This is a genomic window from Rahnella sp. WP5 (genome assembly GCF_000745615.1).
GTDB classification, from domain to species: Bacteria; Pseudomonadota; Gammaproteobacteria; order Enterobacterales; family Enterobacteriaceae; genus Rahnella; species Rahnella aceris.
On the sequence record NZ_JQJR01000022.1, the window covers coordinates 1 to 24,231 of the forward strand.

Annotated in this window: 26 protein-coding genes and 3 pseudogenes; 26 read left to right on the forward strand and 3 right to left on the reverse strand. The window is 52.6% G+C overall.

Translation table 11 applies throughout. The features are described 5' to 3' along the window. Positions 1 to 478 precede the first annotated feature (478 nt). On the reverse strand, positions 479 to 1,021 hold the full coding sequence (locus EX31_RS16235) for a transposase (RefSeq protein ID WP_197060737.1): 543 nt from the start codon (positions 1,019 to 1,021) through the stop codon (positions 479 to 481). 539 nt (positions 1,022 to 1,560) lie between these two features. Here EX31_RS16235 and EX31_RS16240 point away from each other — a divergent pair. From EX31_RS16240 to EX31_RS16275, 8 genes and pseudogenes are all read left to right on the forward strand, one after another. Next, on the forward strand, positions 1,561 to 1,803 hold the full coding sequence (locus EX31_RS16240) for a DUF905 domain-containing protein (RefSeq protein WP_037035608.1): 243 nt from the start codon (positions 1,561 to 1,563) through the stop codon (positions 1,801 to 1,803). 2 nt (positions 1,804 to 1,805) lie between these two features. Then, complete coding sequence (locus EX31_RS16245; protein ID WP_037035609.1) at positions 1,806 to 2,111, forward strand: hypothetical protein; 306 nt, start codon at positions 1,806 to 1,808, stop codon at positions 2,109 to 2,111. Positions 2,112 to 2,116: 5 nt separating this feature from the next. Beyond that, complete coding sequence (locus tag EX31_RS16250) at positions 2,117 to 2,566, forward strand: hypothetical protein (protein WP_231576066.1); 450 nt, start codon at positions 2,117 to 2,119, stop codon at positions 2,564 to 2,566. 94 nt (positions 2,567 to 2,660) lie between these two features. Next, positions 2,661 to 2,956 (forward strand): annotated as a pseudogene (locus tag EX31_RS16255) (type II toxin-antitoxin system MqsR family toxin). 1 nt (position 2,957) lies between these two features. After that, the gene (locus EX31_RS16260; protein ID WP_013578313.1) at positions 2,958 to 3,359 is read left to right on the forward strand and encodes a type II TA system antitoxin MqsA family protein; all 402 of its coding nucleotides are present in this window, start codon (positions 2,958 to 2,960) and stop codon (positions 3,357 to 3,359) included. Positions 3,360 to 4,023: 664 nt separating this feature from the next. Further along, the gene (locus tag EX31_RS16265; protein WP_037035611.1) at positions 4,024 to 4,389 is read left to right on the forward strand and encodes a hypothetical protein; all 366 of its coding nucleotides are present in this window, start codon (positions 4,024 to 4,026) and stop codon (positions 4,387 to 4,389) included. A gap of 99 nt (positions 4,390 to 4,488) precedes the next feature. Next, positions 4,489 to 5,313 (forward strand): DUF932 domain-containing protein, encoded by an 825-nt coding sequence (locus EX31_RS16270; RefSeq protein ID WP_037035612.1) that lies wholly within the window; start codon positions 4,489 to 4,491, stop codon positions 5,311 to 5,313. 57 nt (positions 5,314 to 5,370) lie between these two features. After that, positions 5,371 to 5,661 carry a DUF5983 family protein gene (locus EX31_RS16275; protein ID WP_037035613.1) on the forward strand — a complete coding sequence of 97 codons (291 nt, stop codon included), beginning with the start codon at positions 5,371 to 5,373 and terminating at the stop codon, positions 5,659 to 5,661. A gap of 130 nt (positions 5,662 to 5,791) precedes the next feature. Here the strand turns inward: EX31_RS16275 and EX31_RS16280 are convergent, their stop codons facing one another. Further along, positions 5,792 to 6,331: a lytic transglycosylase domain-containing protein gene (locus EX31_RS16280; protein ID WP_037035614.1), complete on the reverse strand. Its 540-nt coding sequence runs from the start codon at positions 6,329 to 6,331 to the stop codon at positions 5,792 to 5,794. A 774-nt stretch (positions 6,332 to 7,105) separates the two neighbouring features. Here EX31_RS16280 and EX31_RS16285 point away from each other — a divergent pair. Then, complete coding sequence (locus tag EX31_RS16285) at positions 7,106 to 7,495, forward strand: relaxosome protein TraM (RefSeq protein WP_037035615.1); 390 nt, start codon at positions 7,106 to 7,108, stop codon at positions 7,493 to 7,495. A 31-nt stretch (positions 7,496 to 7,526) separates the two neighbouring features. Here EX31_RS16285 and EX31_RS16290 read toward each other — a convergent pair whose 3' ends face one another. After that, positions 7,527 to 8,153, reverse strand: coding sequence for an Arc family DNA-binding protein (locus EX31_RS16290; RefSeq protein ID WP_037035616.1), 627 nt, complete (start codon positions 8,151 to 8,153; stop codon positions 7,527 to 7,529). 195 nt (positions 8,154 to 8,348) lie between these two features. Here EX31_RS16290 and EX31_RS16295 point away from each other — a divergent pair, with 195 nt between their 5' ends. From EX31_RS16295 to EX31_RS16370, 17 genes and pseudogenes are all read left to right on the forward strand, one after another. After that, positions 8,349 to 8,774, forward strand: a complete 426-nt coding sequence (locus EX31_RS16295) for a type IV conjugative transfer system pilin TraA (protein ID WP_037035617.1) — start codon at positions 8,349 to 8,351, stop codon at positions 8,772 to 8,774. Positions 8,775 to 8,782: 8 nt separating this feature from the next. Continuing rightward, positions 8,783 to 9,085 (forward strand): type IV conjugative transfer system protein TraL, encoded by a 303-nt coding sequence (gene traL / locus EX31_RS16300; protein WP_037035618.1) that lies wholly within the window; start codon positions 8,783 to 8,785, stop codon positions 9,083 to 9,085. A 51-nt stretch (positions 9,086 to 9,136) separates the two neighbouring features. Next, positions 9,137 to 9,736, forward strand: coding sequence for a TraE/TraK family type IV conjugative transfer system protein (locus tag EX31_RS16305; protein ID WP_037035620.1), 600 nt, complete (start codon positions 9,137 to 9,139; stop codon positions 9,734 to 9,736). Positions 9,737 to 9,858: 122 nt separating this feature from the next. Continuing rightward, positions 9,859 to 10,971 (forward strand): annotated as a pseudogene (locus EX31_RS16310) (conjugal transfer protein TraG); the annotation flags it as partial. A 21-nt stretch (positions 10,972 to 10,992) separates the two neighbouring features. Further along, positions 10,993 to 11,562, forward strand: coding sequence for a hypothetical protein (locus tag EX31_RS16315; protein ID WP_037035622.1), 570 nt, complete (start codon positions 10,993 to 10,995; stop codon positions 11,560 to 11,562). Between the two features lie 127 nt (positions 11,563 to 11,689). Continuing rightward, entirely contained in the window at positions 11,690 to 12,424 is a 735-nt protein-coding gene (gene traT / locus EX31_RS16320; protein ID WP_037035623.1) for a complement resistance protein TraT, read from the forward strand. Positions 12,425 to 12,573: 149 nt separating this feature from the next. After that, the gene (locus EX31_RS16325; RefSeq protein WP_037035624.1) at positions 12,574 to 12,819 is read left to right on the forward strand and encodes an AbrB/MazE/SpoVT family DNA-binding domain-containing protein; all 246 of its coding nucleotides are present in this window, start codon (positions 12,574 to 12,576) and stop codon (positions 12,817 to 12,819) included. After that, entirely contained in the window at positions 12,819 to 13,151 is a 333-nt protein-coding gene (gene mazF / locus EX31_RS16330; RefSeq protein ID WP_037035625.1) for an endoribonuclease MazF, read from the forward strand. The genes EX31_RS16325 and mazF overlap by 1 nt, the downstream gene beginning before the upstream one ends. Positions 13,152 to 13,369: 218 nt before the next feature. After that, positions 13,370 to 13,717 (forward strand): hypothetical protein, encoded by a 348-nt coding sequence (locus tag EX31_RS16335; protein WP_037035626.1) that lies wholly within the window; start codon positions 13,370 to 13,372, stop codon positions 13,715 to 13,717. A 102-nt stretch (positions 13,718 to 13,819) separates the two neighbouring features. Then, positions 13,820 to 16,507: a type IV conjugative transfer system coupling protein TraD gene (gene traD / locus EX31_RS16340; protein WP_037035627.1), complete on the forward strand. Its 2,688-nt coding sequence runs from the start codon at positions 13,820 to 13,822 to the stop codon at positions 16,505 to 16,507. Continuing rightward, on the forward strand, positions 16,504 to 19,332 hold the full coding sequence (gene mobF / locus EX31_RS16345) for a MobF family relaxase (protein WP_037035628.1): 2,829 nt from the start codon (positions 16,504 to 16,506) through the stop codon (positions 19,330 to 19,332). The genes traD and mobF overlap by 4 nt, the downstream gene beginning before the upstream one ends. A gap of 78 nt (positions 19,333 to 19,410) precedes the next feature. Then, complete coding sequence (locus tag EX31_RS16350) at positions 19,411 to 20,205, forward strand: DsbA family protein (RefSeq protein WP_037035629.1); 795 nt, start codon at positions 19,411 to 19,413, stop codon at positions 20,203 to 20,205. Between the two features lie 60 nt (positions 20,206 to 20,265). Further along, positions 20,266 to 20,535: a hypothetical protein gene (locus EX31_RS16355; protein ID WP_014695903.1), complete on the forward strand. Its 270-nt coding sequence runs from the start codon at positions 20,266 to 20,268 to the stop codon at positions 20,533 to 20,535. Then, positions 20,535 to 21,071, forward strand: coding sequence for a phospholipase D family nuclease (locus EX31_RS16360; protein ID WP_037035631.1), 537 nt, complete (start codon positions 20,535 to 20,537; stop codon positions 21,069 to 21,071). The genes EX31_RS16355 and EX31_RS16360 overlap by 1 nt, the downstream gene beginning before the upstream one ends. A 128-nt stretch (positions 21,072 to 21,199) precedes the next feature. Then, positions 21,200 to 21,460: pseudogene (locus EX31_RS26385) on the forward strand (RepB family protein). Positions 21,461 to 21,725: 265 nt separating this feature from the next. Next, the gene (locus EX31_RS16365) at positions 21,726 to 22,778 is read left to right on the forward strand and encodes a hypothetical protein (protein WP_037035632.1); all 1,053 of its coding nucleotides are present in this window, start codon (positions 21,726 to 21,728) and stop codon (positions 22,776 to 22,778) included. A gap of 941 nt (positions 22,779 to 23,719) precedes the next feature. Beyond that, entirely contained in the window at positions 23,720 to 24,217 is a 498-nt protein-coding gene (locus EX31_RS16370) for a hypothetical protein (protein WP_037035633.1), read from the forward strand. Positions 24,218 to 24,231: the final 14 nt, after the last annotated feature.

The window sequence follows — 24,231 nt, forward strand, 5'->3', positions numbered from 1 at the left end:
TCACATGGAATGTGCGTTCGCCGTTTTTAAACTGAACGCAAACATCATGCTTTTTATCCGCCCAGTCCAGACCAACATGAGCAGCAAACTGATCTATCGCAGTCATAACCAACTCCTTTTCACCGGGGATTGGTATGCATTCCACGCTCTTCGAAAGAAATATAGTCAGCAGTTTGTCTGCATGCCCTGAGTATTCGTTAGCGAACGTGGAGCACTTACTGGCTCGAAAGCAAAGCGGCAATCATCAAACCACATGATTCTGGCACAATATTCGTAACCAGTAAGCGCATACCCTGAATCACTTAAAAGTGTAACTCTCAGGGTTCGAATGACTATAATTGGCACTAAGCGGACAATGAACCCTATGGGTCATCCAACTGGTTTATTTGGGACAACGAGTTTTCCTCCCGCTGGTCGTATAGCCTCTCACAGGATTAGAAAGCTGCCTGGAAAACTGACTGTCTACAGATCAAGTAATTCAGATGTTAAGCGATCCACCTGCTGTCTGGGGGCTATAGACGGTACGGGAATGAAGCACTCCAAAAATAACATGAATGAGCTTTCTCATAACTGCTGCAACAACGACCATGCCAGGTTTTCCCGCGAGCCGGAGGCGTTGCCCGAATGCCCTTATATCTGGATTATGTTTCAGGGAAGTTAGTGCCGGCATATATAATGCACTCCGCAGGAATGCATTTCCTGTCTTGGACAGCCGCGTTTTGCCACGCACCGAGCTTCCGGACTGATGCTGTCGTGGATTAAGCCCGAGAAAAGCAGCAACTTCTTTAGCTTTACTGAATTTTCTACCCGCCATGAATGACAAAATTACTGCGGATGTAACGCTTCCGATGCCCGGAATTGAACAAATAAGTGCATCCTGGTTTTGAAGCTCGACATCGTTGCTGATGTGCTTTCTTATTTCTTGGCGAATTATTTCGATTTCTTCTTTTAAATGTTCTGCAATACGTTTCAGTGAGTCCTGGATGCTTGCTTCGGCATTCTCACTGCGATTACGTTCCATTCGTAACATACCGTTCAGGGGCATCTACCCCTCGAACCATAGCCCGAAGTTTCCGGACGGGGGCCGGTATGGGTTTCGGGCCTGACGGCTAGTGTCTGATGGAGCACGTCAATACCTGCAGCTGGCTCACGCCAGCGCGCTAACCGTACCGGCGAGAGTTCCGCCGGCACTTTTCGGCGCACCCCCGTTTCGCTGTCGCGCTCCGGCTTTGCGGCGGATCCCCGCTCATTGGTACTCCTGCACCCTCTTTCCGTTTAAGTCCCTTCGCCTGGTCTGATACCGACACAGTCCTCCTCGCTGCCCAGGGTAAATACACTCACTAAGAATTTTTCTCGACCACTACGTTAGTCCTCCAAAAATTATCCGCTCGCCCTGGTCATCTTCGTCAGCCGGTGTCGTTTACGCCCTTGCGGCGAGGGGTCTCAAACGGGTGATGGCATACCAGAAGGGACCAAACAGCAGGTTCCCGCAAACGTCAAAACCGCGACAAGAGAAACTCAACGGGTGATGTGTGTAACCCAAACGAAAAGGAAAGACTTATGTGCGATCAGGAATGTGTATTACCGGAGGAGGGTAAGTTTACCCGCGAACAGGCAACCGCCGTCGCGTCTCAGTACAGCAACGTGGCGATTGAAGACGATAACGGGAAGGAATTCCGTCTCGTCGTGCGTAAGGATGGTGAGATGGTGTGGCGTGGGTGGAATTTCGAGGCTGGTGCAGGATTTTGGCTTAACCGTTATATCAAAAACTACGGCGTGAAAAACCAGACGGCGGGGAATTAATCATGAATACACCGGTGAATTCTGACCAAAATATCAGCACTAAGGCTCCCGCAGCGGGGGCCGTAACCTTTACTCCCGCGCAGCTTGGCGATCTGGTGAATCACATCCTCTGCTACGGGGCATTCTTACAAAAATTCGAGCCGAGACTTTTACCGGCGGGCGCACAGGCCGAGATGTACAGGTGCGAAGAATCTCTTTCGTGGATTCTGGTCTGGTTTGCTAACGGACGACCGGTGATGGCCTGTGATTATTTTGACCATTTTACCTATGTCCTCGACCGCACGTTGTTAGCGGAGGCCGGACAGTGAACGCGATGAACGTTGTTCCCCTCGGCGTTGTGGACGTGGCGTATTACAGCAACCATGCGGCGCAGTACCTGCAAAACCTGCTTAAAACCGCTGAGGAATTGCCATTTTTACAGGAGGTTATCGATGATTTGGCCGCCGATCCTGCTGTTGGCTGGAACTGCCAGACAGGCGGGGTGTTAGGGAATGACCATATTCACGCCATCGAGCTGGAAATCGCCCCCATCTACGATGACGGCGAGTATGTAGAAACATTCACGTTAGAAGACAGCGTATCAGAACCTGACCGTGTGTATGCATTTTCGCTGTATTCCCGCGTTGCCGAGTCGTCAGATTTTGCGGGCGTGCAGCCACTGCATGATGCCGAATCACTCGCAGAATGCGAGATGATGGCTTTGTTAGCCGTGCGGCGTATAAATGCCATGAAGGCGAACCATGTCGAACAATGGTGGGAATAGCGTCACCTAAAACTAACCTCAAAGGTTATATTTGTGGTCTAAACTAACCTTTGAGGTTATAATTACGTCTCAAAATCCAATAATCCGAGTGAACATGGAAAAGAGAACTCCACATACGCGCCTTCATATCGTTCAGGGACTTGTTGCAGCAGGGAGGTGAAAGCCACCAATACGGCGCTCAACGGCGCGGATGATTTAGGGCTGACATTTGATGATATGTGCAGCGCGATTCTGGGATTAACGGCAGCTGATTTTTTTAAAAGTATGACCACCTATAATGATCATACTGTCTGGCAGGACGTATACCGCCCAAAGTTGTCGTGTGGTGACGTATATCTAAAACTAACGGTCAGTAACGGTGTTTTGATCGTCTCATTCAAGGAGAAGTAATATGAAATGTTCCGTTTGTGGCGGTGCAGAACTTGAGTTTGGTATCAAAAAAGTCCCTTACTCATTCCGTGGCCGTAAAACAGTTATCGAGGCAGAAGGTGACCACTGTCCGGCGTGTGGTGAAGTCGTGATGGATCGTGAGCAGTCTATGGCCTACATGGCAAAGGTTAAGTCATTTAAGGCCAAAGTCATCGCGGAAACCATCGAACCTGAGTACATCATTCAGGTGCGTAAAAAACTTGAACTCACGCAGAAAGAGGCCAGCGAGATTTTTGGCGGGGGCGTGAATGCCTTTTCGCGTTATGAAAAGGGTAAGGCACAGCCACACCCTTCGATCATCAAACTCCTGCGCGTACTCGATCACCATCCCGAGTTATTGGATGAAGTCCGCAAACAGGCATAAGTGGGCAGGGGGTTCGCTCCCTGACTTTTGCCGCGCTTAAAAAACACCCAGCGGGCTGCGCCCGCCAGTTCCTGAGACAGGGGGCGGCTGCGCCGCCCCTCTTCTCCGGTATGTGTCGGGGGCTTGTCTCTCTCATTCCTTTCCGTCTCTTTCTCTCCGGGCTTTTACTCTTCTTTCTCTTCCTGGTCATTGATGGCCGGTGATTTCTCATTCCCACAAACCACCACGGCCAGAACATGGCCCCTTCGGCTCATGACCAGCAGGCTGGTCAATCGTCTGCCCGACTTCGCTAACCGGCTTAGCCGGTAAGCTTCGCGGAACCCCTGCGGGTTTCCGGCCTGCGGCTACGGTCCGATGGCAACGGCAAGGCTCAACCCCCGCAGGCGGCTGCGCCGCCGCACGGAAACTGGCCAGCGACGCTGGCCGCTAAAGTCGCCGCCTCGTTCCTCGCCGTCGGGTGTGTGCATTCTGCCGGGTGCGGTTATCCCTCTCGCGGAAAGCCCTTACGCGGAGGGCTGGGTGTAGCACCGCCGCCCAGGTTAACGCAAGGGTGAAATGCACGCCTGCGGCGCCCTTGCGTTCCCCCGTGCGTCGTCGCTACTTCGCCCTTTGCCGCGAAAGAACTCACCGAGAGATGACATTTAACCTGAAGGAGACCTGAAGAATGCACACACAAAACGTCAAGACCGCCGCTCCTGAATCTTCCGAAAGATGGGGGGCGAAAAGCACGACGCTGCGCATGGACGGCTTCATTACTGATATTTCGTCAACGCATCCCTTCGATGTGATCCGCGCCGATGCGGTCATTTCTCGCCTGAGTGAAAAAGCCCATCAGGGCTGCGGCCTGCACGCCGAAATCTATGAATACAACCTGATCGTCAGCGCAATCGCGTACCTCAAGCGCCTGCCGGAAAAAGACCATCCGGCCTTTGTACAGGCGGCGGAAAAACAGGGCCTGACGCTGACGGACGAGGCACTGGTATGCAGTGCAAACGCCTACTGCGACCTGCGAAATGAATTGTTTGAATAGGACTAGCCATTGTGACCGGGCGGCGAAACTTACCGCCCGGTGTTTCCTGCATCACGCCATCACTGGCTTAGCATCATCACAAACATCGAGGATATCATTATGCGTTTAGCTTCCCGTTTTGGTTCCAAAAATCAGATCCGCCGCGACCGTCCGCTGACCAATGACGAGCTGGCCAGCGTCGTCCCAAGCGTTTTTTCTGAAGAAAAACACGATTCCCGCAGTGACCGCTATACCTATATTCCCACCATCGAGCTGCTCGACAGCCTGCGCAAAGAAGGCTTCCAGCCGTTCTTTGCCTGCCAGACCCGCGTCCGTGATGAGGCCAGAAAAGGCCATACCAAACACATGCTGCGGCTGCGCCGCGAGCGCCAAATCACCGGCAGCGAAGTGCCGGAAATTATCCTGCTTAATTCACACGATGGCAGCAGCAGTTATCAGATGCTGCCCGGCATTTTCCGCTTTGTTTGTGCGAACGGCATGGTGTGCGGCGAGGATTTTGGGGAAGTCCGTGTTCCGCACAAAGGCGACGTCACCGGACAGGTGATCGAGGGCGCTTATGAGGTGCTCGGCATCTTTGACAAGGTCGATGAGCACATGAATATCATGAAAGACATGCCCCTCAACCGGGATGAACAAGACCTGTTTGCCCAGGCGGCGCTCATGTATCGCTACGGGGAAGACGATAAAAAAATCCCCGTTACCCCGGCGAGTGTATTAATGCCGCGCCGCAGAGAAGACTGCCAAAATGATTTGTGGGTGACCTTTCAGCGGGTGCAGGAAAATATGATCCGGGGGGGATTAATCGGCCGCAATGAAAAAGGAAAGCGCACCACGACGCGCGCGATTAACGGTATTGACGGCGACGTGAAATTAAACCGGGCGCTGTGGATGATTGCCGAGCAGTTTAAAAAAATGAAGGCGTAACATTTTGCATTTACATTAGGGAGAGTGTTCGCTCTCCCTGTGCATAAGGTCAACGGTATGGAAAAGATTCACGGCATGACATGCAGCACGGCACATATAACGCCGGGCGATGGAGAAATTTTATCGCAATACGTCAACGAAAAATTCCCCTGGGTATTTGACACCGGCTATGGCTATCTTTTAATGCTGCGCGAATACCGGTATCCGGTATTGAAATTAAAAGAAATGGGGATTTCAAAGCCCGTGAGGAAGTTGGTGTTTTGTATGCGCAAACAACATCAAATCGGGATGACCTGTTTTGACCCGGACGCTGATACTCTTGACGGGTTCGATGTTTTTGAATGGTAGCGGTTTATCCGTCCGGCGCAATCGAAAAGCGCCGGATATTTCCCATCATTACCCGATACTCCCCCCGAAGTATTTCCCTTCCCGTGCCATAAAATCAGAAAACGTATACGCACGCCTCGTGGTTACATTATTAATTGTTTACTTTTGTGTCTGTATTGTTTGATGCCGTTGACCTGGCCAGAAGCGGACTTTCGCCACGCTGGATGATTTGTTTATTTTGAATCATTTGCGTAGCCAGCAGGATGCGATATATATTTTTAATAGCGGTTGCGTATGCCCGTCGCTGCACGATGAGCTTCGGTGACGGACCGGTGTTATACATCCCGACGCTGTCCCAGTTTTTACCGTAAGCCCGGAAATTGTGCGCGAGTACCCAGGCGCCGGTGTAAATACAGGTACAGGGTTCTTTCAGTAACCGTTCACGGGTAATATCAAATTTTCGCAGCGCCGCATAATGTGAACTGTTAATCTGCATGCCGCAGACATCTTCTGTTTTATTACGGTTACGGTCATTAATGGCGTCCATTCTGAGCCGCGACTCTTTTATTGAAATTGCGGTCAGTAAAAGCGGATCAATACCGTAATCGCGTCCCGCCTTGTTAAAACACATTTCCGGGCTGGCCTGGGCGGAAAAAACCGCCGCCAGGGTAAGCAGAACACACCATTTCATTATTTTATATTCCCCAGGAATGCGCCGGATAAGCTCGGCGTGATTTCTGGCGAAAATACGCTTTCACCTTTCCCGATGCAAGATAATTAGTTACAGACGCGCACAGGGCGCTCTGCGAACGCCTTCTGATGTCACCACTGAATTAAATAAATCAACAGAATAGGGATATTTCACCAGGCCGCTTTTTCTTACACACTGACATCACACCCCACGCAAGATTTCATCTTGCGGTTTTGTTGTTGTAATTCACGGTGTTAACCGTGATTTTTAATGTAATTTTACAAGTATCCCGAAAAGTGTGTGCTAATTAGCACACTTTGCAGTGCTGAATGGTGTGTTAGTGAGGTGCCGTATTGTGTGTGCTTACAGTGCCTGATAGTGTGTTAATCCGGCACCCTAACCAGCACTGTATGGTGTGATAATGGTATGTTTTTTTAAATATCAATAAATTAAATAGTTCACAATGGTGTGTGGTGCTTAATCCACACACTCTTATTTACGACATAGTGCCTGATTAACACACCCCAAAGCGGCATGCAGTGCCTGATTGACACACATGAAATTCTTCCACAGTGCCGGATTAACACACCCAAACCAATCCGGACGAGGTTAATTTGCAGTGCCGTATTGACACACACTGAGTTTCGGCAGAATAATCGCCACCAACAGAATAACACCTCTCGCTTTATCTCACCCATGCGGTTGCCTAATACATCGGGAAATAACGCGAACATCACCGGCAATAAACCCCTGCCGGACACACAGGAAAAAGAGATGGCCAGACGCAATATTTATTTCAAAGAAAAAACCGAACGGGAAGTGCTGGAGTTGGTGCAGATTGAGTTGCAAAACGGTGCCACGCACGGCGAGGTGAACTTTTCCTCCGTGGTCAATGAACTGGTTAACATCGGGCTGATGGTGAAAAAACACCAGGGAGAAGGAAATAGCTTTGACCAGGAAGAGTTTAACCGGGATTTAATACGCAAAGTTTCCGGCAACCGTGAGGGTATCAGCATTATGATGGCCATGATGTCAGAAATGTATTTGCAGCTGCGCGGTGAGAGCGGGAATGAAAAACTGGAGGAGCTGCTCGACAGAAACCTCTCCGGTATGAGCGCCGCCGAAGACCGGGCAGAATCAAAACATTTTATCGCAGAAGAATGAAGTTTATGCCGGGCTGGCTGCCCGGCACATCTTATCGGGATAAGTAAGATCCCAATTTTTTATTTTCCTTATTCGTTAACGGGTTTTCAGCCTCCGCCACCTTCGACACAATGAATTCATCGAACAGCACCGCCAGCGAACGCAGTCGTTTTATTTCCTCATTTTCGGGCAACTGCTGCTCAGTGAAATAATTGAGTGACCCTAACAGGCGCTGAACGATTTCCTGATTCATACTGCGCTGATTAAACCGCGCGCTGATTTCCATGTCCTTTTTTAAATTCACCGGAAAACTGCTGCTGAAACGTCGCATTTTACCGGCCACAAACGGCCGCTTATCATCCCCCACCGTTGCTTCCTGGGCATATTTTTCCCGCAGCATATCCAGGTGCGACTGAATAAACTCATCAAACAAACGGGCCAGGGCTAATAATCGCTCTCCCTCCTCAGTTTTAATAATGGGTTTTTTCGGGGTGAAATCCAGCGACTGAATCAGCCGGCCCACCACCTCATCGTTCATGCTTACCCCGCGAACGCGGGCGGCAATGCGCAACTCCAGTAGCAGATTTTCAGGCGCCCAGAGTACGCGGTAGCGCACTTCGCCCATCGTATATTTTCTCGGACGGCCGCGCCGTTCGTATATCTTCTCTTTTACTTTCATATTTTTGTGCCTGATTGAAATAACACAGGAAATGAGAGTGTGAGCCTACTACCGGTGAGTGATAAGAAATATCTTAGAAACTGGAAAAACTGTGATATGTGTCACAGTTTTTTTTTGACTCAATGTAAGATAGGCGGGCGTTACGTCTGTTTACGCACGCTGACATGTTTATTACTTAATTCGAGGTTTTTCATAATGAAATCAGTGATGACCGATTCCGGTATGACGGAAGGGGTAGCGGTAGCTTTGCCTGAAGGGGGACATAATCTCCAGAAGGGGGTTATCGGCAACCTCCCATTTTACTTTAGTGCTTTTTATTCTCACCGTATTAAACCCATTATTTCGCAGTCTCCGGCCGCCCGGCGAAATCTTATTTTCTTTGCGCTGGCCCTCGCGGTCGTTATTTTCCCTCACCTGGTTCACGCAACGGATTTAATGGCCACGCAAAAAGCGGATGCCAATGATACTTTTGGTCACGGCTCGACGGTGGAGTGGGTGTTATACGTGGCGGAAATTATCGTGTCGGTGACCGGTTTTATTAAAACCCGTAACCCGATGGTATTCGCCGGCCTTATTATGCTCATCCTTATCACCCGCGCTTTCTTCGCCCTCATTAATTAATTCCTTCTATGGACCAGGACTCGTTGAAATATCGATTCCCGGAAACTCTCAATCAGCAAAAACGCGTTGCCGGACTGCCACCCGAGGAAGCCTTTGTGCTTTTAGCCTGCGGGGTGACGGGGTTCTTCTGCGACATTTTTATCGTGATGCTGTGCGTGGGTGCCGTTCTGTGGCTGCTTATCCGACATCTTAAAAAAGGCCAGGGCTCATGGTGGCTCTTAAACCTTCTTTACTGGTATCTGCCAACGGTGCTTTTCCGGGTGCAGTTCAGGCGGGTGCCTGATTCAGGCAACCGTCACTGGATGCAGTAGCGTGTGCGCCACTTTCGGGTGGCGCCTTTTCCCTGCCCGAAGGAAGAAACGATGAAGTATCAAGTGAAAGAAACGCGAAACCGGGTGACGATGCTGGCTCTGGCGTCACTCGGTTCGCTCCTTGCTCTGAGCCTGGTGGGTACCTGCATCACCGGCGCAATGGCCTGGCATTTTGCGGCCACGCAAAAAACCATCACCACCCCGATGTTATTTGACCGGTCATTCACCTCCGATGCGTCGCAGGGGGATGCCAACCTGAACAACATGCTGGTGCGCTCGTTTGTTAACTTACGCCTGAGCGTGACGCCTGACACCGTTGACAGTCAGCACGCCGCCCTGTTGCGCTGGGTACCGCCCGAAGCCCGCTCTGAGCTGAAAAAAGCGCTGGCTGTCGAGGCGGATTACATCAAGAAGAACGGCATTTCCACGGTGTTTCGCATCGAGGATGAGGCGTTCGACCCGGCGACCGGTGACGTCATCGTCAGCGGCACGCTCTCTGCCAGCACCTCTATCGGCAGCCTGAAGTTAGACATCCCCGATGTGCATAAAGCCTACCGGCTTAACGTGAAATATGTGGACGGCATCATCCGTCTGACCGCCTTCCCCGAAGTGCAGCCCTCTCAACCCGTGTCAAAACAGCATCAGGGATAACCGCATGAAAGCACGACTTCTTGCCGCGCTCGTCGCCGGCCTCTGCCTCACACCGGCGGCGATGGCCGACGTCAGCGGCCCGGCGGGCACCGTATTTGAAAACGATGCGCACCTGAAAGCGTAACCAATCCAACTCTCAGGTTGAGCAGTATGCTGCGACGCTGAATGATGCGAAAAGTCAGTATCATCAATACACCGACAGTAGTACCAAAAGTCAGGAATTCAGCCGGATGGCGACACTGGCCCAGAACGAAAGTGCCAGCCTGGATGCCAACTACAACCAGGAATTTGTGGACTGGACGACGGCCAAGTTTGGTAATAATGCCCAGGGTATTCTGACCAACGTTAACTCAGCGCGTGAAGCGGCCACGGAGTTTATGAAAGAGCGTCTGGAGCCGGAAATCATGCAAAACTACGGCGCACGTACGGAACAGACGAACACGCAACCTCTGACGCCATCAGCATCGCTGAGCTATGGGGCGGTCAATGCGCAACACACTGCGTCTGGCGATCCTATTCCCGTGCCCTATGGAGCCAGCGCGGTAGACGGCAGCCCGGAAAACGTTAATGGAACGACATCATCAGGCGTCATTGAAACGACCCCACAGCGGGCTGCCCCGTTTGTGAGTGCTCCGGACGTTCACAGCACTTCCCAGGTTTCTGGTACAGGAACGGCGTCTGCAAGTTCCGATGAAGTCAATTTACATAACCGGGAGCACCACGTACAAAGTGGCCAGCAGTCAGCGCCGGTGGGCGACAATCACCAACCAACACAGGATGAAGCGCACCGCCCACAACGGAACCGGATTGGGGGTTCCGAATCTGTTCATGCTGATGAGGTGAACCTGCATAATCGGGAGAGAGATCTTAACGTGCAAGGTGGTTCGCCTTCAGCGTCAATGACTGAGGATTATAATTCAGCAGCGGAGAAAGTGAGAGCGCACGCGGAGGGTGCAGGTATCCCAAGCAACGTGGCGGCGCAGGTTACAGCACAAAGATCTGCGAATTCTAATGTCATTAGAGAAAATGGCGGGAAAATCGAGCAAAACGAAACCCCTGTTCAGGCATCCAGTGATATACTCAGAAATGAGCATCAAGGTGCGGTGAAAAGCCAACATATTGGACGCACTGAAGAAGACATTAGGCAGACTAAACCAGGTTTTGATCATGCAGAAACTAAGAATTTTGAGCAGAAGCTCAAAGAGCTTCGGGAACAGCAGAGAAAAGCCTCGTGATATATTTAAGGAAGAACAGAGATGGGAAACCTAACTGCAGCACAAATAGAAGCAGATGTTAACTTTCTAATAAACGGCTTAGATGCAGGGCGTCGACAAATTCCATCAGCAATGGAATTGATGAAAAGGAGTGCTGCGATTCCTTTTTTTTCTGTTTTATTGAGTATATTGAGTACTGTAATTTTCTATGCCTCTTTTGATAAAGATGACGCTTCAATTAATGGATTCGTAACTTTTCTTATATCAGAAGGCTGGTACTTATTGGCAATAACTGCAGCAGTAGGTCTGTTGGTTTTTTTAATGACGTATAATAACCAACTTACATATATGTCTTTGCCCCTAGAAGTTAGAAGCAATTCGCTGCTCGTAAGCCATCTTGCAAGAATTGTTCGCAAATCGATCATCACATTTTGCACTTTGATGATTATAAGTTGTTTGCTTTCTGGCTTATCTGCTTGGTTTGCCATAGCGGTACCTGTGCTGTTGTTATCACTTTTTTTTGTGTCTAGCATATTGGTGTCATTTGAAATTAACCGCTTGGGTGCCGGCCTGGCCCTCGATAAAATTAGTAAGCTGATCAAAAAGATTTAAGTTACATCCCCTACTGCCGATAACCCTTCTGTAATTCTAACGGAAGGGTTTCACCCTCCAGATTTATATCCAAATAGCCAATGTTTCGGGGCGTGCCTGCCCCGCTTTTTTGACAAGGAAACATTAAATGAAAAACCGCAATTCTCTTGTGGCGGCTGTGGTCGTCTCATGTCTGGTACTTTCCGGCTGTAGCGCGATGGGCACCGCCATCAAAAAACGTAACCTCGATGTGAAAACACAGATGAGCCAGACCGTATGGCTGGAGCCATCCAGTGAAAAAACGGTCTATATCCAGATCCGAAACACCTCTGACAAAGACATGAGCGACCTGCAAACGCTGTTAGCACAAGATTTGCGTGCTAAAGGCTATAACGTCACGTCGTCACCGGACTCTGCCTATTACTGGATCCAGGCCAACGTCCTGAAAGCCGAGAAAATGGACCTGCGTCAGGCGCAGGGGCTGCTCTCAACGGGTTATGAAGGTGCTGCCGCAGGTGCCGCACTGGGCGCTGGGATCACCGCATATAACAGCACATCCGGTGGGGCAATTCTGGGGGTAGGATTGGCCGCAGGTCTTGCCGGTATGGCAGCGGACGCAATGGTCGAAGACGTCAACTACACAATGGTGACCGATCTGCAGATTTCGGAACGCAGCAAAGCGACCGTGACAACAGATAACGTCGCCGCCTTACGCCAGGGTAACTCGGGTGTGAAGGTGCAGACCAGCAGTGAAGAAGGCAACCGCATGAAATACCAGACGCGCGTGGTTTCTAACGCCAACAAGGTGAACCTCAAGTTCGAAGAAGCTAAACCGGTTCTGGAAGCTCAGTTGGCCAAATCCGTCGCCGGAATCATGAACTAACCTTTCCCCGCTCGTGTATGCATTACCGGATGGCACACGGTCCTGTACCATCCGGTCAGCCCTCTTGTTAATCAATACGTATCAACAAAGTTGACACTAAAAGTAGTAATGATACAGTATCATCATTGTTGATACGCGAGGGTGAAGAAATGGCACAAGTTATCGTAAAAAAATGGGGCAATAGCCCGTCAGTCAGGCTACCGGTTGCAATCATGAAAGCAGCCTCTCTGAACATTGATGATACCGTTGAAATTGTCGTGGAAGAAGGACGCATCATCATCGTTCCAACGAGAGTAAAAGAATACTCGCTGGATGCTCTTCTGGCGGGGATCTCTGCTGATAATATCCATGATAAAGCCGATTTTGGTGCTCCGACAGGCAAGGAATTACTCTGATGGTTTCCCGTTTTGTACCTGACTCGGGGGATTTGATCTGGATTGATTTTGATCCTGTTGCGGGACACGAGCAAGGAGGGCATCGTCCTGCCGTTGTCCTCAGTCCTTTTGCTTATAACAACAAAGTGGGGCTTTTACTCTGTGTCCCCTGTACGACACAAGTCAAAAACTACCCGTTCGAAGTGGAATTATCAGGAAGCCGCGAGGGTGTCGCCCTGGCCGATCAGGTGACCTGTGTTGACTGGCGAGCCAGAAAGATAACCAAGAAAGGAACGGTTGCTGTAAACGAGTTGGCTGAAATACGTGCCAAGGCTAAATCTCTCATAGGATGAATTTCCCCAGTTTCCTGTATTACGTTTTTTCCGGTTAATACCTGAATACCCTGTCTTCTCCATGCATAACGTAACAACCCTACACGCCACCCTTTAACTCTCCGGTGGCCGTGCCTGCTTTTCCACCTGTGATATTCCGCTTCCTCGTCCAGACGCAAATCCCCGCGTCCGGACTGTGGCGAGCGTTGCCGCTAAACCCCCAACTGAAGGAATTGCTCATGCTATACAAAAGTGCCCGTGGCCTGATGGCCTGGTTTACCCTGTTTTTTATCTGGAGCGCGTTTGTTCTCTGGTATCACGGCGTCGCCCTGCTGCAGTTCATCATGCACGACAGTAATTTGTACGCCTTCTCGCTGGCCTTACGCCAGACCCGCAGCGATATGCTGCCTGATGCTTTGCCGGTCGTACTGCTGATAATGCTGGTGTTGGCGGTGGGTGCATTTTTGTCGTCTGTCACGGTTGCCATGATAAATGCGGTGGCTTTCCTGTTCAGAATAGCCGTTTCGCTTATCCAGGCGCAGTTCAGTCATACTCCGGCTTCCCGCAATACATCGTCATTCCATTAAGTTCTTTACTGCTTTTTCGTCCCTTTCATCCCCGTTTTTCATTGACCATCCCGAACTGCCCATCAGGGCGGTTTAATCCTGCGCGTTCGCCGGAGCTGAACCATGAGTTTTACACCGAAGTACCTCACGCAGGGGGGCCAGATGACGGCCTACCGCCTGCGCATGTTTGCCCAGGTCAACCAGTGGATATTGAACTGGCTGTTCCTGTTGTTTTTATTATCCACCGGCGGCGTATTTTGGGCAGTTACCTCCGCCGATGTGCGGAGTAACGGCTTCTGGTACTGGACCGGCAGGCTCTTTTCCAGTTTTGTGCCGCTGATGAACCCGAAAAGCCCGGCGACCTGGGATATCAGCTGGCACTGCAATAGCGGCATACAGTTGTGCACCACCAAACTGACGCTGGGACAGCTGCTGGCTGACCCCTGGATGCAGTCGATGGGCGGCCAGCTGGTGAACAACTTAAAACTGAGCGCCGCAGGCTGCGGCACGGTGTGTTTGCTGTTGTTCAGCGTGATTGCCTGGTACGTGGGGCGCATTGGCAAAAAAGAGAGTGAAGATACCTATCTCTCTGGCATGACGCTGACCGATGACGTGGACAGCGTAAACCGTCAGTTGAAAAAGGCCGGTCAGAAATCAGACCTGCAGATCGGTGGCCTACACATGGTGAAGAACGCCGAGATAATGAACTACCTGATACACGGCACTATTGCAGTCGGTAAATCCACGCTTATCCGCTGGTTGCTCGACTTTATTCGTAAACGGGGGGACCGGGCGATTGTCTACGACTCCGGCGGCACTTTTATTGAAACGCACTTTGACGAACGTATCGACAAAATTCTCAACCCGCACGATAAGCGTTGCGAGAACTGGGTGTTGTGGCGGGAAGCGCGGGAAGTCGTGGATTACGAGAACCTGACGGCCTCGCTTATTCCGGTGGAGGGGGAGTCAGACCCTTTCTGGGTGTCCTCATCGCGCACCATTTTCAGCGATACGGCGATGCAGTTTGCCTCACATAGCGATCGCAGTATTGAGAAATTCCTGACAGCCCTGTTGTCTATCGACCTGAAAAGCCTGCGTGAATTTCTCAAAAATACGCCCTCCGCCAACCTGGTCGAGGAAAAAATTGAGAAAACAGCCATCTCGATCCGCTCGGTGGTCACCAACTATGCCAAAGCCCTGCGCTACCTGCAGGGGCTTGACCAGGAAGGTAAACCCGAGTTCAGCATCCGGGAGTGGATGACCGACGCGCAATACGACAAAAGCTGGCTGTTTATCTCCACCACGGCCCGCCATCGTAAATCGGTTCGCCCGCTGATATCCATGTGGCTGTCGATGGCGACAATTTATCTGCAAAGCATGGGGGAAGATCCCGACCGAAGGGTGTGGTTCGTCATTGATGAAAAGACCAGCCTGCAAAAGATCCCTGAGTTTGCTGAAACATTGGCTGAGGCCCGTAAGTATGGCGGCTGTTTTGTTATCGGCATCCAAAACATGCCGCAGCTTATCAACGTGTACGGACGTGAGGTGGCCAAGTCTATTTTCGACCTGCTCAACACCCGTTTTTATGGCCGTTCGCCGAGCGCGGAGGTGGCGAAAATCGTTGAGGAAGAGCTGGGGCACCAGCGCCGTCGTGAGGCGCGGGAGCAGAACAGCTACGGCCTTGACCAAATCCGTGACGGGATATCCATCAGCCGTGACAAGGTCAATGAGCCGGTGGTCGATTATGACCAGATCATGTCGACGCCGAACCTGCGTTTCTATGCCCGCCTGCCGGGGGAATACCCGGTCGTGAAACTGGATCTGAAGTACCGTCCGCAGAAGAAGTATCACAAGGCGCTGATTGAGCGCGATTTCAAGGATGTGCTCAGTCCCCAGCTGGAACAGGTCATCAGCCAGAACGAACAGGCGACGCGCAGGGTGGGCATTGTCTTCCCGACCGGCGACGAAATTCTGGAAGGGCAGAAAGCCGCAGCGGAACCGAATAATGCCGGTCAGTCATCCAGCCCGGCGGTGACACCGCAAGCTGACCGGCAGAAACCTGTCCAGACCGGAAAGCAGGCCGATATCCCGCTCGTGTCTGCCGTCAGTCAGAGCACGCCCCCGGTTGCCAGGGGTGTGGAAAAATCAAAACAACACGACGCTGAAAAGCCCGAAACCGCCCCTGACGGTGTGGGTTCAGAAGCACCCGAACCCTCTGATGCGCCGATACTGCCAGCGAATGTTCGCCCTTTCACCCCGCGTATGCGACAGGATCCTCCGCTGGCGGAAACGGTGAATAAGGGCGTGACACCCGAGATAGAGGCCAACAAACAAACTAAACCTAAACCTGAACCTGAACCTGTAGTACCGCAACCCGCCATAACGACTCACGCCATACCCCCTCAACCACACAACTCTGCCGCGCTGAAAAAACCACCCGTGTTGTCTGTTGCTGCCAACAACATGAAACCGTTGGCCGGCCTCAGCGGCCTGGAGTTGCTCGCGCTTAAACGCCGTAAGCCTGCTTCACAGGCCGACGGAGCACAATGCGAGGGCGCCGCCGACGCACAGGGGGAAGCACCGGATCTGCAGATGGACGTGGAAGTGGATGAAAAGGGTGAGCTTGTTCTGCGCACGTTGGGTGCGCGGAAGGAGTCACCGGAAAGCCTGGATGAGGCCCAAGCGGCGGAGTACGGCGCGGCAAACCGCGCGATGGCCGAGGAGGAACAGAACATTCTGCGACACCACGATGATTATGAAGCGTACCAGCATATGGATGAACACCACGAACCCGGAGGTTTTGAACGATGATGACCGTTGCCTCCGTTGCGTCTGCTGCAGACGCGGCGGGCTATTACAGCAGCAAAGATAACTACTATTTTCTCGATGACCTGCAAAGCCAGTGGCTGGGGGAAGGCGCCCGTGAGCTGGGTCTGGAGGGGAACGTTGATCTTGAGGCGTTCACGAATATCCTGCACGGGCGTTTGCCGAATGGCGTGGAGCTGGGGAAGGAGGTGTCAGGTAATCATGTGCACCGGCCCGGACACGACTTCACCTTTTCTGCACCGAAAAGTGTCTCAATGCTTATCCTGGCCGGCGGCGATAAGCGCCTGCTGCAGGCCCATATTGAGTCGGTCAAAGAAACGCTGGCCATCATGGAGCAGACGATTTCCGCCCGTGACACGAAGGAAGGCATCACCTCGATCGTCCCCACCGGCAAGATGGTGGCGGCGCTCTTTACCCACGATACGTCACGCAATCTCGATCCGGCCATTCACACCCATGCGGTAGTTGCCAACGTGACCGAGCTGGACGGGAAGTGGAAGGCGCTGGCCACCGATGCCATTTACGGTGCCGGGTTTATTGAGACGATGTACCGCCATCAGGTCAGCTTCGGCAAAATCTACCGCAACAGCCTGAAGGCGAAAACCGAGGCGATGGGGTATGAGACAGAACTCACCGGCGGCAAGCATGAACTGTGGGAAATTAAAGGGTTTCCAGAGGCGGTGCTGGAGGAGTTTTCGTCCCGCCACCGTGAAATCGCCGCCCAGGTCGGGGATGAAGCGTCTCTGAAAAGCCGCGACGTCGCGGCGTTAGACACCCGGCAGAAAAAGGTCGATATCAGCCGTTACGGACTCGATGAAGCCGATGCACAGGGCACACGCCCGCCTGCTGCTCCGTCACTGACGCCGGCTGACACTGCCAGCGTGCCATCATCGTCCCCTGCGCGCGTGGATTTACCGTCAGAACCGTCACACGAGGTGGATAAACCGGGGATACCGGATGCCCGCGAGCGCACCATGATTGTGGTGCAGCTGCATGAGGACCGGCAGATGATCAATAAATACATTCATCAGGCCATGTTAAAAGAAGGGGCGTTGGGGGAGAAGGCGGTGACCGTCCCGATACTGGATCGCATTACCGGCGGTCGTCACGATTTCAACCGCATTAATGACTGGAAGGCGGGGCAGGTGGTGCTGACCAACGAGCGTTATCTGAGCGTGACCGGCATCGATTTGGGAACGGAGCGTGTCTTTTTGCGCGATGAAAATGACCGCATGCACTATTACTCCCCGCAAGAGCTAAACGCCACCGAAATTGAGGTGTTTGAACGGCGTGAGATTGAGCTGCGGGAAGGTGACAGCGTGCGCATGAGCAAAACGCAGAAGCAGGCGGGCCATGATGCCCATGAACAGTACCGGGTAGAAACGCTACGTGACAACGGCGAGGTGGTGCTTAAAAACGCCGGCGGCGAAAAGGTCATTACGCCGGGCATGACGCTGGCAGACCAGCACATCGATTATGCCTGGGCGGTGACCGGCTACGGCGCACAGGGGGCCAGTACGGACTATGTGATTGCGCTGGAGGGGACGGAGGGTGCGCGTAAGCGAATGAGCGGCATGCGGGCCTTTTACATTAACGCCTCCCGTGCGCGCGATCATGTGCAGATTTATACCGATGGTCTTCGTGACTGGATGGATACGCTGCGGCAAAAAGATAACGGCCCGACGACTGCGCATGATGCCCTGAAGCCGGAATCAGAGCGGGCGCAGGCCCGGAGCATCTGGGCGATGGGGCAGCCGGTGGGCAAAACGGCCATCGGGCGAACCTACCTGCGGGAACAGGGCTTAAAAGATAACCCCGTGACGGCGCGGATTATTCCGCCGACCAGGAAATATCCGATGCCGCATCTGGCGTTACCGGTTTATGACGGCAACGGCAAAACGGCGGGTCTGACGATGTTCCCCCTTCAGTCAGACACCGGCCAGATACAGACCGGGCCGGTACGCCAGCTGACGACCGAGGGCGCCCAGGCGGCGGTGGTGCAAAAAAGCCGCAACGGTGACACGATTGTGGTCAGCGATATGACGCAGGCGCTGGCGGCGGCGCGGGGCAACCCGGCGGCAGGCGTATTGCTGCTCACCGGCCGGCAGATGCCGTCCGCGCAGCTGCTGAAAGTGGCGGGCGGGGTGACTGACCGGACTGTCAGGCCGGATGCCACGTTGCTCAGGCTGGTCCAGTCTGAGCTGCAGGAGATCCTGCGGTATCTGCCGGCAGAAGAAAGGCCGGCGGATGAGTCTGCCCTGCTTCGCCAGGCACTCCGGGCTATTGAAGAGACGCGGCATCCCCTGTCTGAAATTCAGCTTCCAGAGACTAAAGGGCAGGATGTACCAGCTTTGTCAGCACAATTGGTAGAGCGTGTAGTTCAGAACATGCGGCAGGAAATACCAGTGCTACCGGGGGAGAAGCTGCCGGACTACGCCGCGCTTATCCGTCAGGCTTCTGGCCTGCTTGCCCAAAGCGAGGCCCTGCAGGACAACAACGGCGCCATTCGGGCTGTGCTGGCCACCCTTGCCGGGGCGGGTCAGTTTGACAGTGCAGCATTGCCGGCTGAAAACGCGCAGGGAAGCCTGGTGTCTGCAGAAGCACTCCGCTACGTGCAGGCCGAGCAGGATAAAGCGCACGGCACCGCTAAAAACCCGCAACATGACCTGTCAGAGCAGGCGCTGGCCAGCGTGGCGCGTGAACTGGAAAAACAAGGGAAACTGACGTTACCGCCAGAAAGCCGGGGCCGGGAGCCGGAGCGGGAAGAAATTACCCACGAAGCCGTCCGGAATATTCAGAAAGAACGTTAATCCGCACCGTTTACATACCGTCAACGGACACCTATTCCTTTACCGGCAATTCCGGTATTCCTCTTCAGAGACACCATCATGACAAACCGTTTTAACGCGGCGGCGCTTTCGCTCGCCCTGAGTTTTACTTTCTGTTCAATCCACGCCGGCGCCGCAGAGCCGGAAGAGTTCACACCGGCGCAGCAGTCACGCATCGGCGAGATTGCCGCCGACTACCTGGTGGCCCATCCGCAGGTGCTTATCGAGGTGAGCAAAAAGCTGCAGGCACAGCAGGCAGCCATCAAGGCACAGCTGATGGCACAGTCGGTGCTGAAGGGGCACCGGCTGCTGATGCAGCTTGACGGCGTGCCGGTGAAAGGCCCGCAAAAATCGAAAGTGATTGTGACCGAGTTTTTTGATTACGAATGTATCGCCTGCAGCATGATGGCTCCGGTGATGGAGCAGGTCATGCTCAGCAACCCGGATGTGCGGTTTGCTTTTCGTGACTGGACGATTTTTGCCGGGCATTACCCCGAGTCTACGCAGGCGTCACGCTGGGGTCTGGCCATCTGGAAACAGAAGGGGGCTGATGCCTATATGGCCTACCACAACGGGATTTACGGCACCGGCCATAACGAAGGGAAACTGACGTCAGACGATATTGAAAAAGTGGCCACGGCAGCGGGCGCAGGAGAAGAAGACGTCGCGAACCGCGCAGCGGCAGATGCCCTGATCGCGGGTAACAGTGCGCTGGCAGAACTATTGGGATTAACCGGGACGCCGGGGATCATCGTGATGCCGGCAGAGAACGCGACCGCTGACAACACAACCGTCATTCCGGGCGTCGTGTCCGCTCAGGTGATGCAGCAGGCCATCGATAATGCGATGAAATAAGGCGAGGTCGTGCAGGCCACCGGGTTTGAGGTGGCTTTGCACGGTGTCAGGAGAAAAACGATGAAGGGTGAAAAAGCACTGTCGATCCACTTTTTTGACCTGCATGGCTTTGTGTTCAGCGATGATGATATCGAGCATCAGCGGGTGTGTTTCAGAACGCATCCGGGATTGCACCATGAGGCACTGAAGGTGGCCATTACCTGTCTGACCAAGTGCGTGCCGGAAAACCTGACCTGGGACGCGTCCTGTGGCGAAGGTTCCTTTTGCCTGCTGACCGCCAGTGTGTCATCAGGGATTTATGCATTGCCATACCAGGAGGAAACAGACTGATGAAGAACAACAGATTGCGGGTGGCCTTACTGGCCATGTTATTGAATGTGGGCGTTTGCACAGCCAGCGCGGCCCCGTCGGTACAGGTGGGATTCTCACCGGAAGGCAGCGCGCAGCAGCTGGTACTGCAAACGGTGAATGATGCCCGGCAAAGCATTCGCCTGATGGGGTACTCGTTTACCTCGCCCGACATTGCCGGGGCACTGGTCGAAGCAAAGAAACGGGGCGTCGATGTCCAGGTGGTACTGGATGAGGGCGGCAATCGCGGGAACGTCAGTGTGGCCGCGATGAATTTACTGGTGAATGCGGGGATCCCAGTGCGTACCGTCAGCCAGTTTAAAATCATGCATGACAAGGTGATTATCGTTGATGGCCAGACGGTCGAAACCGGATCATATAACTATACCCTGTCTGCCGCTCGCTCGAATTCGGAGAACGCCCTGGTACTGCACGATGTGCCTGACCTGGCACAAACCTACCTTGCTCACTGGCAGTCCCGCTGGCAGTTAGGTAATGACTGGCACTCTGCTTATTAACGATTAACGAAACTCAGCTCATCACTTCAACAATGTGAGCAGCGCGCCAACGTTGCTCATGCCTGACATAAAGTTAAAAAGCTCTAGTATTCTCTACATATTCTCTTATAAAACATGGGGAGGTGGAGATGCCACAAGCTGACAATGCAAAAACTTCCTCATCGGATTAAAACGCACATATCGAAAAGGTAAACCAATGTCTGCCAGCCAAAGACAGCTGGCCCCTATTGCACGTAAGCGTGAAACGCATAAAGAAAGGAACCCTCTTAATCGCATGATTGAAATCTGCGAATGAATAAGGGCTTACACTGGCGCAGTTTATTGAAGGTTTACCCGGGCGTGAATTGCTTGAACGTGGTGTTTTAGATGTAAAGACTTCACATTTTTGATGGTTGGCACATTGAGTACTAGATTACTGATCGGGTACAGAATTTATGGTTGGCCACGCCGCAAGGTGGCCGGGAATGGGGTTTAAAAGACATAGTTAGAACCCCTCAAAAGCAAAAACCCCGACTATCTTCCTCAGGTTTGGCGACTCAGGAGAAGGTAATCGGGGCTCACTAAAACTGTATAGAGTTGTTGCTCTATGCAGGGAGTATAGATTTATGCCTTTTAAAGGTCAACTCCTCCTGCGCAACATAAGCGTTGGGAGCCGTGTCTGAGCAAATATTTCCATTCTCACCGGTAGCAAACAGTGCCTATCGTCCTTCGCGACGGGGTGAGGCTAACCGTCTGCGCAAAGGTCAGTCGAAGACGCACCGCAACAACCAGCCGGCCTACACGGGCAAAACGCCGCGCGGCATGGCTGCAAAAGTGGTGGCCTGCTTCCGTCAGCATGACTGGCGTCGAAATGCCGATCTGATCGCGCTTCGCCGTACTGGTTACACGCCTTACTCCCGTGCGTCTGACCCCTCCTTTACCCCTAAACCTATGCGCATTACCCCACGCTCTGAGAGCCGTGAGGCGCTGACTTCTCTGTCTCTGGTTCTGGCCGCAAATTGTGACTACAGCCCGGACAGCGATTACCTTTTCGAAATGATGCTGCCGGTGGAAGAGATTGCCCGCCGCATGAATGCGCTGCACGTTTATGAGAACGGCCGCAAGGCGTATGACGTCCTGCTCCATGCCCTGCGGGTGATGGAACAGCTGGACTACGTGGTGATACACCGCGACCGCGACGCCGACTCTGGCCAGAACAAGCCCATGCGAATTTTTCTCACCGACAAATGCTTTACTTCACGCGGCATCGCCGTTGAAAGCATCCGGGAGTGGTTGCATAAATATCGCCAGTGGGCGGTAGCCAGCGGACTGGCGGAGTCGATGCAGCAGAAATATCAGCGTCACCTGCTCAAAATGGCGCGTCTGGGCATCAGTATTGACCGCCACCATTCACTCAAAAACCGGCTGAGACAGATAAAGCGCTGGGTTGTCAGCCCGGAGCTGCGCGATGAAAAAGCGCGCACTGAGGCGGATATTGGCGCCGTTCTTGACGAACAGGCGCGTAAAGTGCGGCAGCTGCGTCCCAAAAATAGCACGGCCACGCATGAGAACGCCTGGCGGCGTTTTACGGCCAGTGGTCTGCTCACCACGGTTGCGCAGATGTCGCTGGAAAGTGCCCTCAAAGCCGAGTTCCCGACGCTGCTGGCCACGGATGCTGAGACGTTTTATCAGCGGCTCCTGGAGCGCGCCGGCGTTCCACTGTCTTAACCACATTCCTCTCTAAACCTTTCCCCTTCCTGCGATTTCGCGGGCCTGATGCTGGCATTTTTCCGTTCGCGGATGCTGGCAGGCTTCCCCACGTCTGTTGTCCGCCAAAATGTGCACCGGCGACGGTCGGGGCATGCTCACGATACGGCGCTGGCCAACGTCTGATTAAGAAATAATCGTTTAAATTCGAAGAGATAATTCCCCCTGGTGAGGCATCCCATTAACTTCGAAAACCCCTCTTCAGATGTAATTAATTTCGAACATTACTTCTGAACAAAACAAGCTTTCTAAAGAAAGAGTACTCCTGAGCCGGCCAAAAGCCCGGCATCTGGAGTAGCTCCCTTCGCTGTGCTCAGGGCAACCACACCTGAACAACGGCATCATTTGCCAGGGCAAAAGAAGAAGTAGCTCCCCGGACAAGCCGGGGCATAACATCCATTATATTAGTTACAACATCCACCAGGCGTTCAAAACGTCAACCCCCAGCACCGAGCCTGCACGCACCCCCTCCGCCCACCTGAAAAGCCGCCCCGCCCCCGGCCAAAGGCCGGGAACAGAGTGGCTTTAAAAATGAATGTTGTAACTATTAGAACTGTGTCGCTTTGAGAGGTGTGGCTTTAGCTGTGAAGAACACGCTCGTAAGCGCCAAAGGCGCTAACGCGGAGATACGCCCTGGCTTCGCCAGGCCCACTCCGACCGCGTACTTAGACGTTTCATTGCGGTTAGTGGGAATGGTCTGGCAGGGCGGGGGATTGGCATCGGTGGAACCTATCAAAGCGGGGCGGCTTCGCCGCGTCACCGGCGACCATAAGCTGAGGTGTAACATGTGACACTAGTTGTCGCCTTCATACCCTTCGGGCATAACGACTAAATAAAGTGTGAAAATTGCCGATAAATGAACGTAATAACCCCAAATAACACAATTTAAAAGGAAATACGTGATGAAGAAAGGCGCTGGTATTCTCATCCTAGCTGGCATGGTGTTAATAGGTTGTTCGTCTGGAGAAATGGAAAAAAAGACGCTGTATCTGAACACCGAAATGCAGTCACCGGTATCGAGAATCGCTCAGATAACCGTTCCTGCTGATACCCTGATTAAAGAGAATGGCGTACGGCACATTATTCTCTATTCACTACGACCAACGCCTGGAGCAACGTTCAACGATGATTTAGAGAGAAAATATACTGCAGCCAACATGTATATTAATCTTTCGCCTGGGAAAAAAAGCAGAACAGCGCAAATCAGCGGTGAGATTAATTATTACGACACCGAACGTTATGTAAATGCTAAGCTTGTCGGTGATATTGTCAAATCGATTCCTGTTCCTGAAAAAACCATCAATCTTACTCTCGATAAGCCAATGGTCATTGAATTACCTAGAGGTATGCATTTCTCAGTAGAACTGTCGGAATCGCCTGATACACAACAAGGTAAATGAGTTACGATGGAAAG

Excerpts from the sequence above, each read along its gene's own strand:
- EX31_RS16260 (WP_013578313.1), top strand. The coding sequence starts at position 2,958 with ATGAAATGTTCCGTTTGTGGCGGTGCAGAACTTGAGTTTGGTATCAAA.
- EX31_RS16355 (WP_014695903.1), top strand. The coding sequence starts at position 20,266 with ATGAAGGGTGAAAAAGCACTGTCGATCCACTTTTTTGACCTGCATGGC.
- EX31_RS16350 (WP_037035629.1), top strand. The coding sequence starts at position 19,411 with ATGACAAACCGTTTTAACGCGGCGGCGCTTTCGCTCGCCCTGAGTTTT.
- EX31_RS16280 (WP_037035614.1), bottom strand. The coding sequence starts at position 6,331 with ATGAAATGGTGTGTTCTGCTTACCCTGGCGGCGGTTTTTTCCGCCCAG.
- EX31_RS16240 (WP_037035608.1), top strand. The coding sequence starts at position 1,561 with ATGTGCGATCAGGAATGTGTATTACCGGAGGAGGGTAAGTTTACCCGC.
- EX31_RS16370 (WP_037035633.1), top strand. The coding sequence starts at position 23,720 with ATGAAGAAAGGCGCTGGTATTCTCATCCTAGCTGGCATGGTGTTAATA.
- traL (WP_037035618.1), top strand. The coding sequence starts at position 8,783 with ATGGACCAGGACTCGTTGAAATATCGATTCCCGGAAACTCTCAATCAG.
- EX31_RS16285 (WP_037035615.1), top strand. The coding sequence starts at position 7,106 with ATGGCCAGACGCAATATTTATTTCAAAGAAAAAACCGAACGGGAAGTG.
- EX31_RS16290 (WP_037035616.1), bottom strand. The coding sequence starts at position 8,153 with ATGAAAGTAAAAGAGAAGATATACGAACGGCGCGGCCGTCCGAGAAAA.
- EX31_RS16235 (WP_197060737.1), bottom strand. The coding sequence starts at position 1,021 with ATGGAACGTAATCGCAGTGAGAATGCCGAAGCAAGCATCCAGGACTCA.
- traD (WP_037035627.1), top strand. The coding sequence starts at position 13,820 with ATGAGTTTTACACCGAAGTACCTCACGCAGGGGGGCCAGATGACGGCC.
- mazF (WP_037035625.1), top strand. The coding sequence starts at position 12,819 with ATGGTTTCCCGTTTTGTACCTGACTCGGGGGATTTGATCTGGATTGAT.
- EX31_RS16360 (WP_037035631.1), top strand. The coding sequence starts at position 20,535 with ATGAAGAACAACAGATTGCGGGTGGCCTTACTGGCCATGTTATTGAAT.
- EX31_RS16245 (WP_037035609.1), top strand. The coding sequence starts at position 1,806 with ATGAATACACCGGTGAATTCTGACCAAAATATCAGCACTAAGGCTCCC.
- EX31_RS16295 (WP_037035617.1), top strand. The coding sequence starts at position 8,349 with ATGAAATCAGTGATGACCGATTCCGGTATGACGGAAGGGGTAGCGGTA.
- EX31_RS16270 (WP_037035612.1), top strand. The coding sequence starts at position 4,489 with ATGCGTTTAGCTTCCCGTTTTGGTTCCAAAAATCAGATCCGCCGCGAC.
- EX31_RS16325 (WP_037035624.1), top strand. The coding sequence starts at position 12,574 with ATGGCACAAGTTATCGTAAAAAAATGGGGCAATAGCCCGTCAGTCAGG.
- mobF (WP_037035628.1), top strand. The coding sequence starts at position 16,504 with ATGATGACCGTTGCCTCCGTTGCGTCTGCTGCAGACGCGGCGGGCTAT.
- EX31_RS16250 (WP_231576066.1), top strand. The coding sequence starts at position 2,117 with ATGAACGTTGTTCCCCTCGGCGTTGTGGACGTGGCGTATTACAGCAAC.
- EX31_RS16305 (WP_037035620.1), top strand. The coding sequence starts at position 9,137 with ATGAAGTATCAAGTGAAAGAAACGCGAAACCGGGTGACGATGCTGGCT.
- traT (WP_037035623.1), top strand. The coding sequence starts at position 11,690 with ATGAAAAACCGCAATTCTCTTGTGGCGGCTGTGGTCGTCTCATGTCTG.
- EX31_RS16335 (WP_037035626.1), top strand. The coding sequence starts at position 13,370 with ATGCTATACAAAAGTGCCCGTGGCCTGATGGCCTGGTTTACCCTGTTT.
- EX31_RS16275 (WP_037035613.1), top strand. The coding sequence starts at position 5,371 with ATGGAAAAGATTCACGGCATGACATGCAGCACGGCACATATAACGCCG.
- EX31_RS16265 (WP_037035611.1), top strand. The coding sequence starts at position 4,024 with ATGCACACACAAAACGTCAAGACCGCCGCTCCTGAATCTTCCGAAAGA.
- EX31_RS16315 (WP_037035622.1), top strand. The coding sequence starts at position 10,993 with ATGGGAAACCTAACTGCAGCACAAATAGAAGCAGATGTTAACTTTCTA.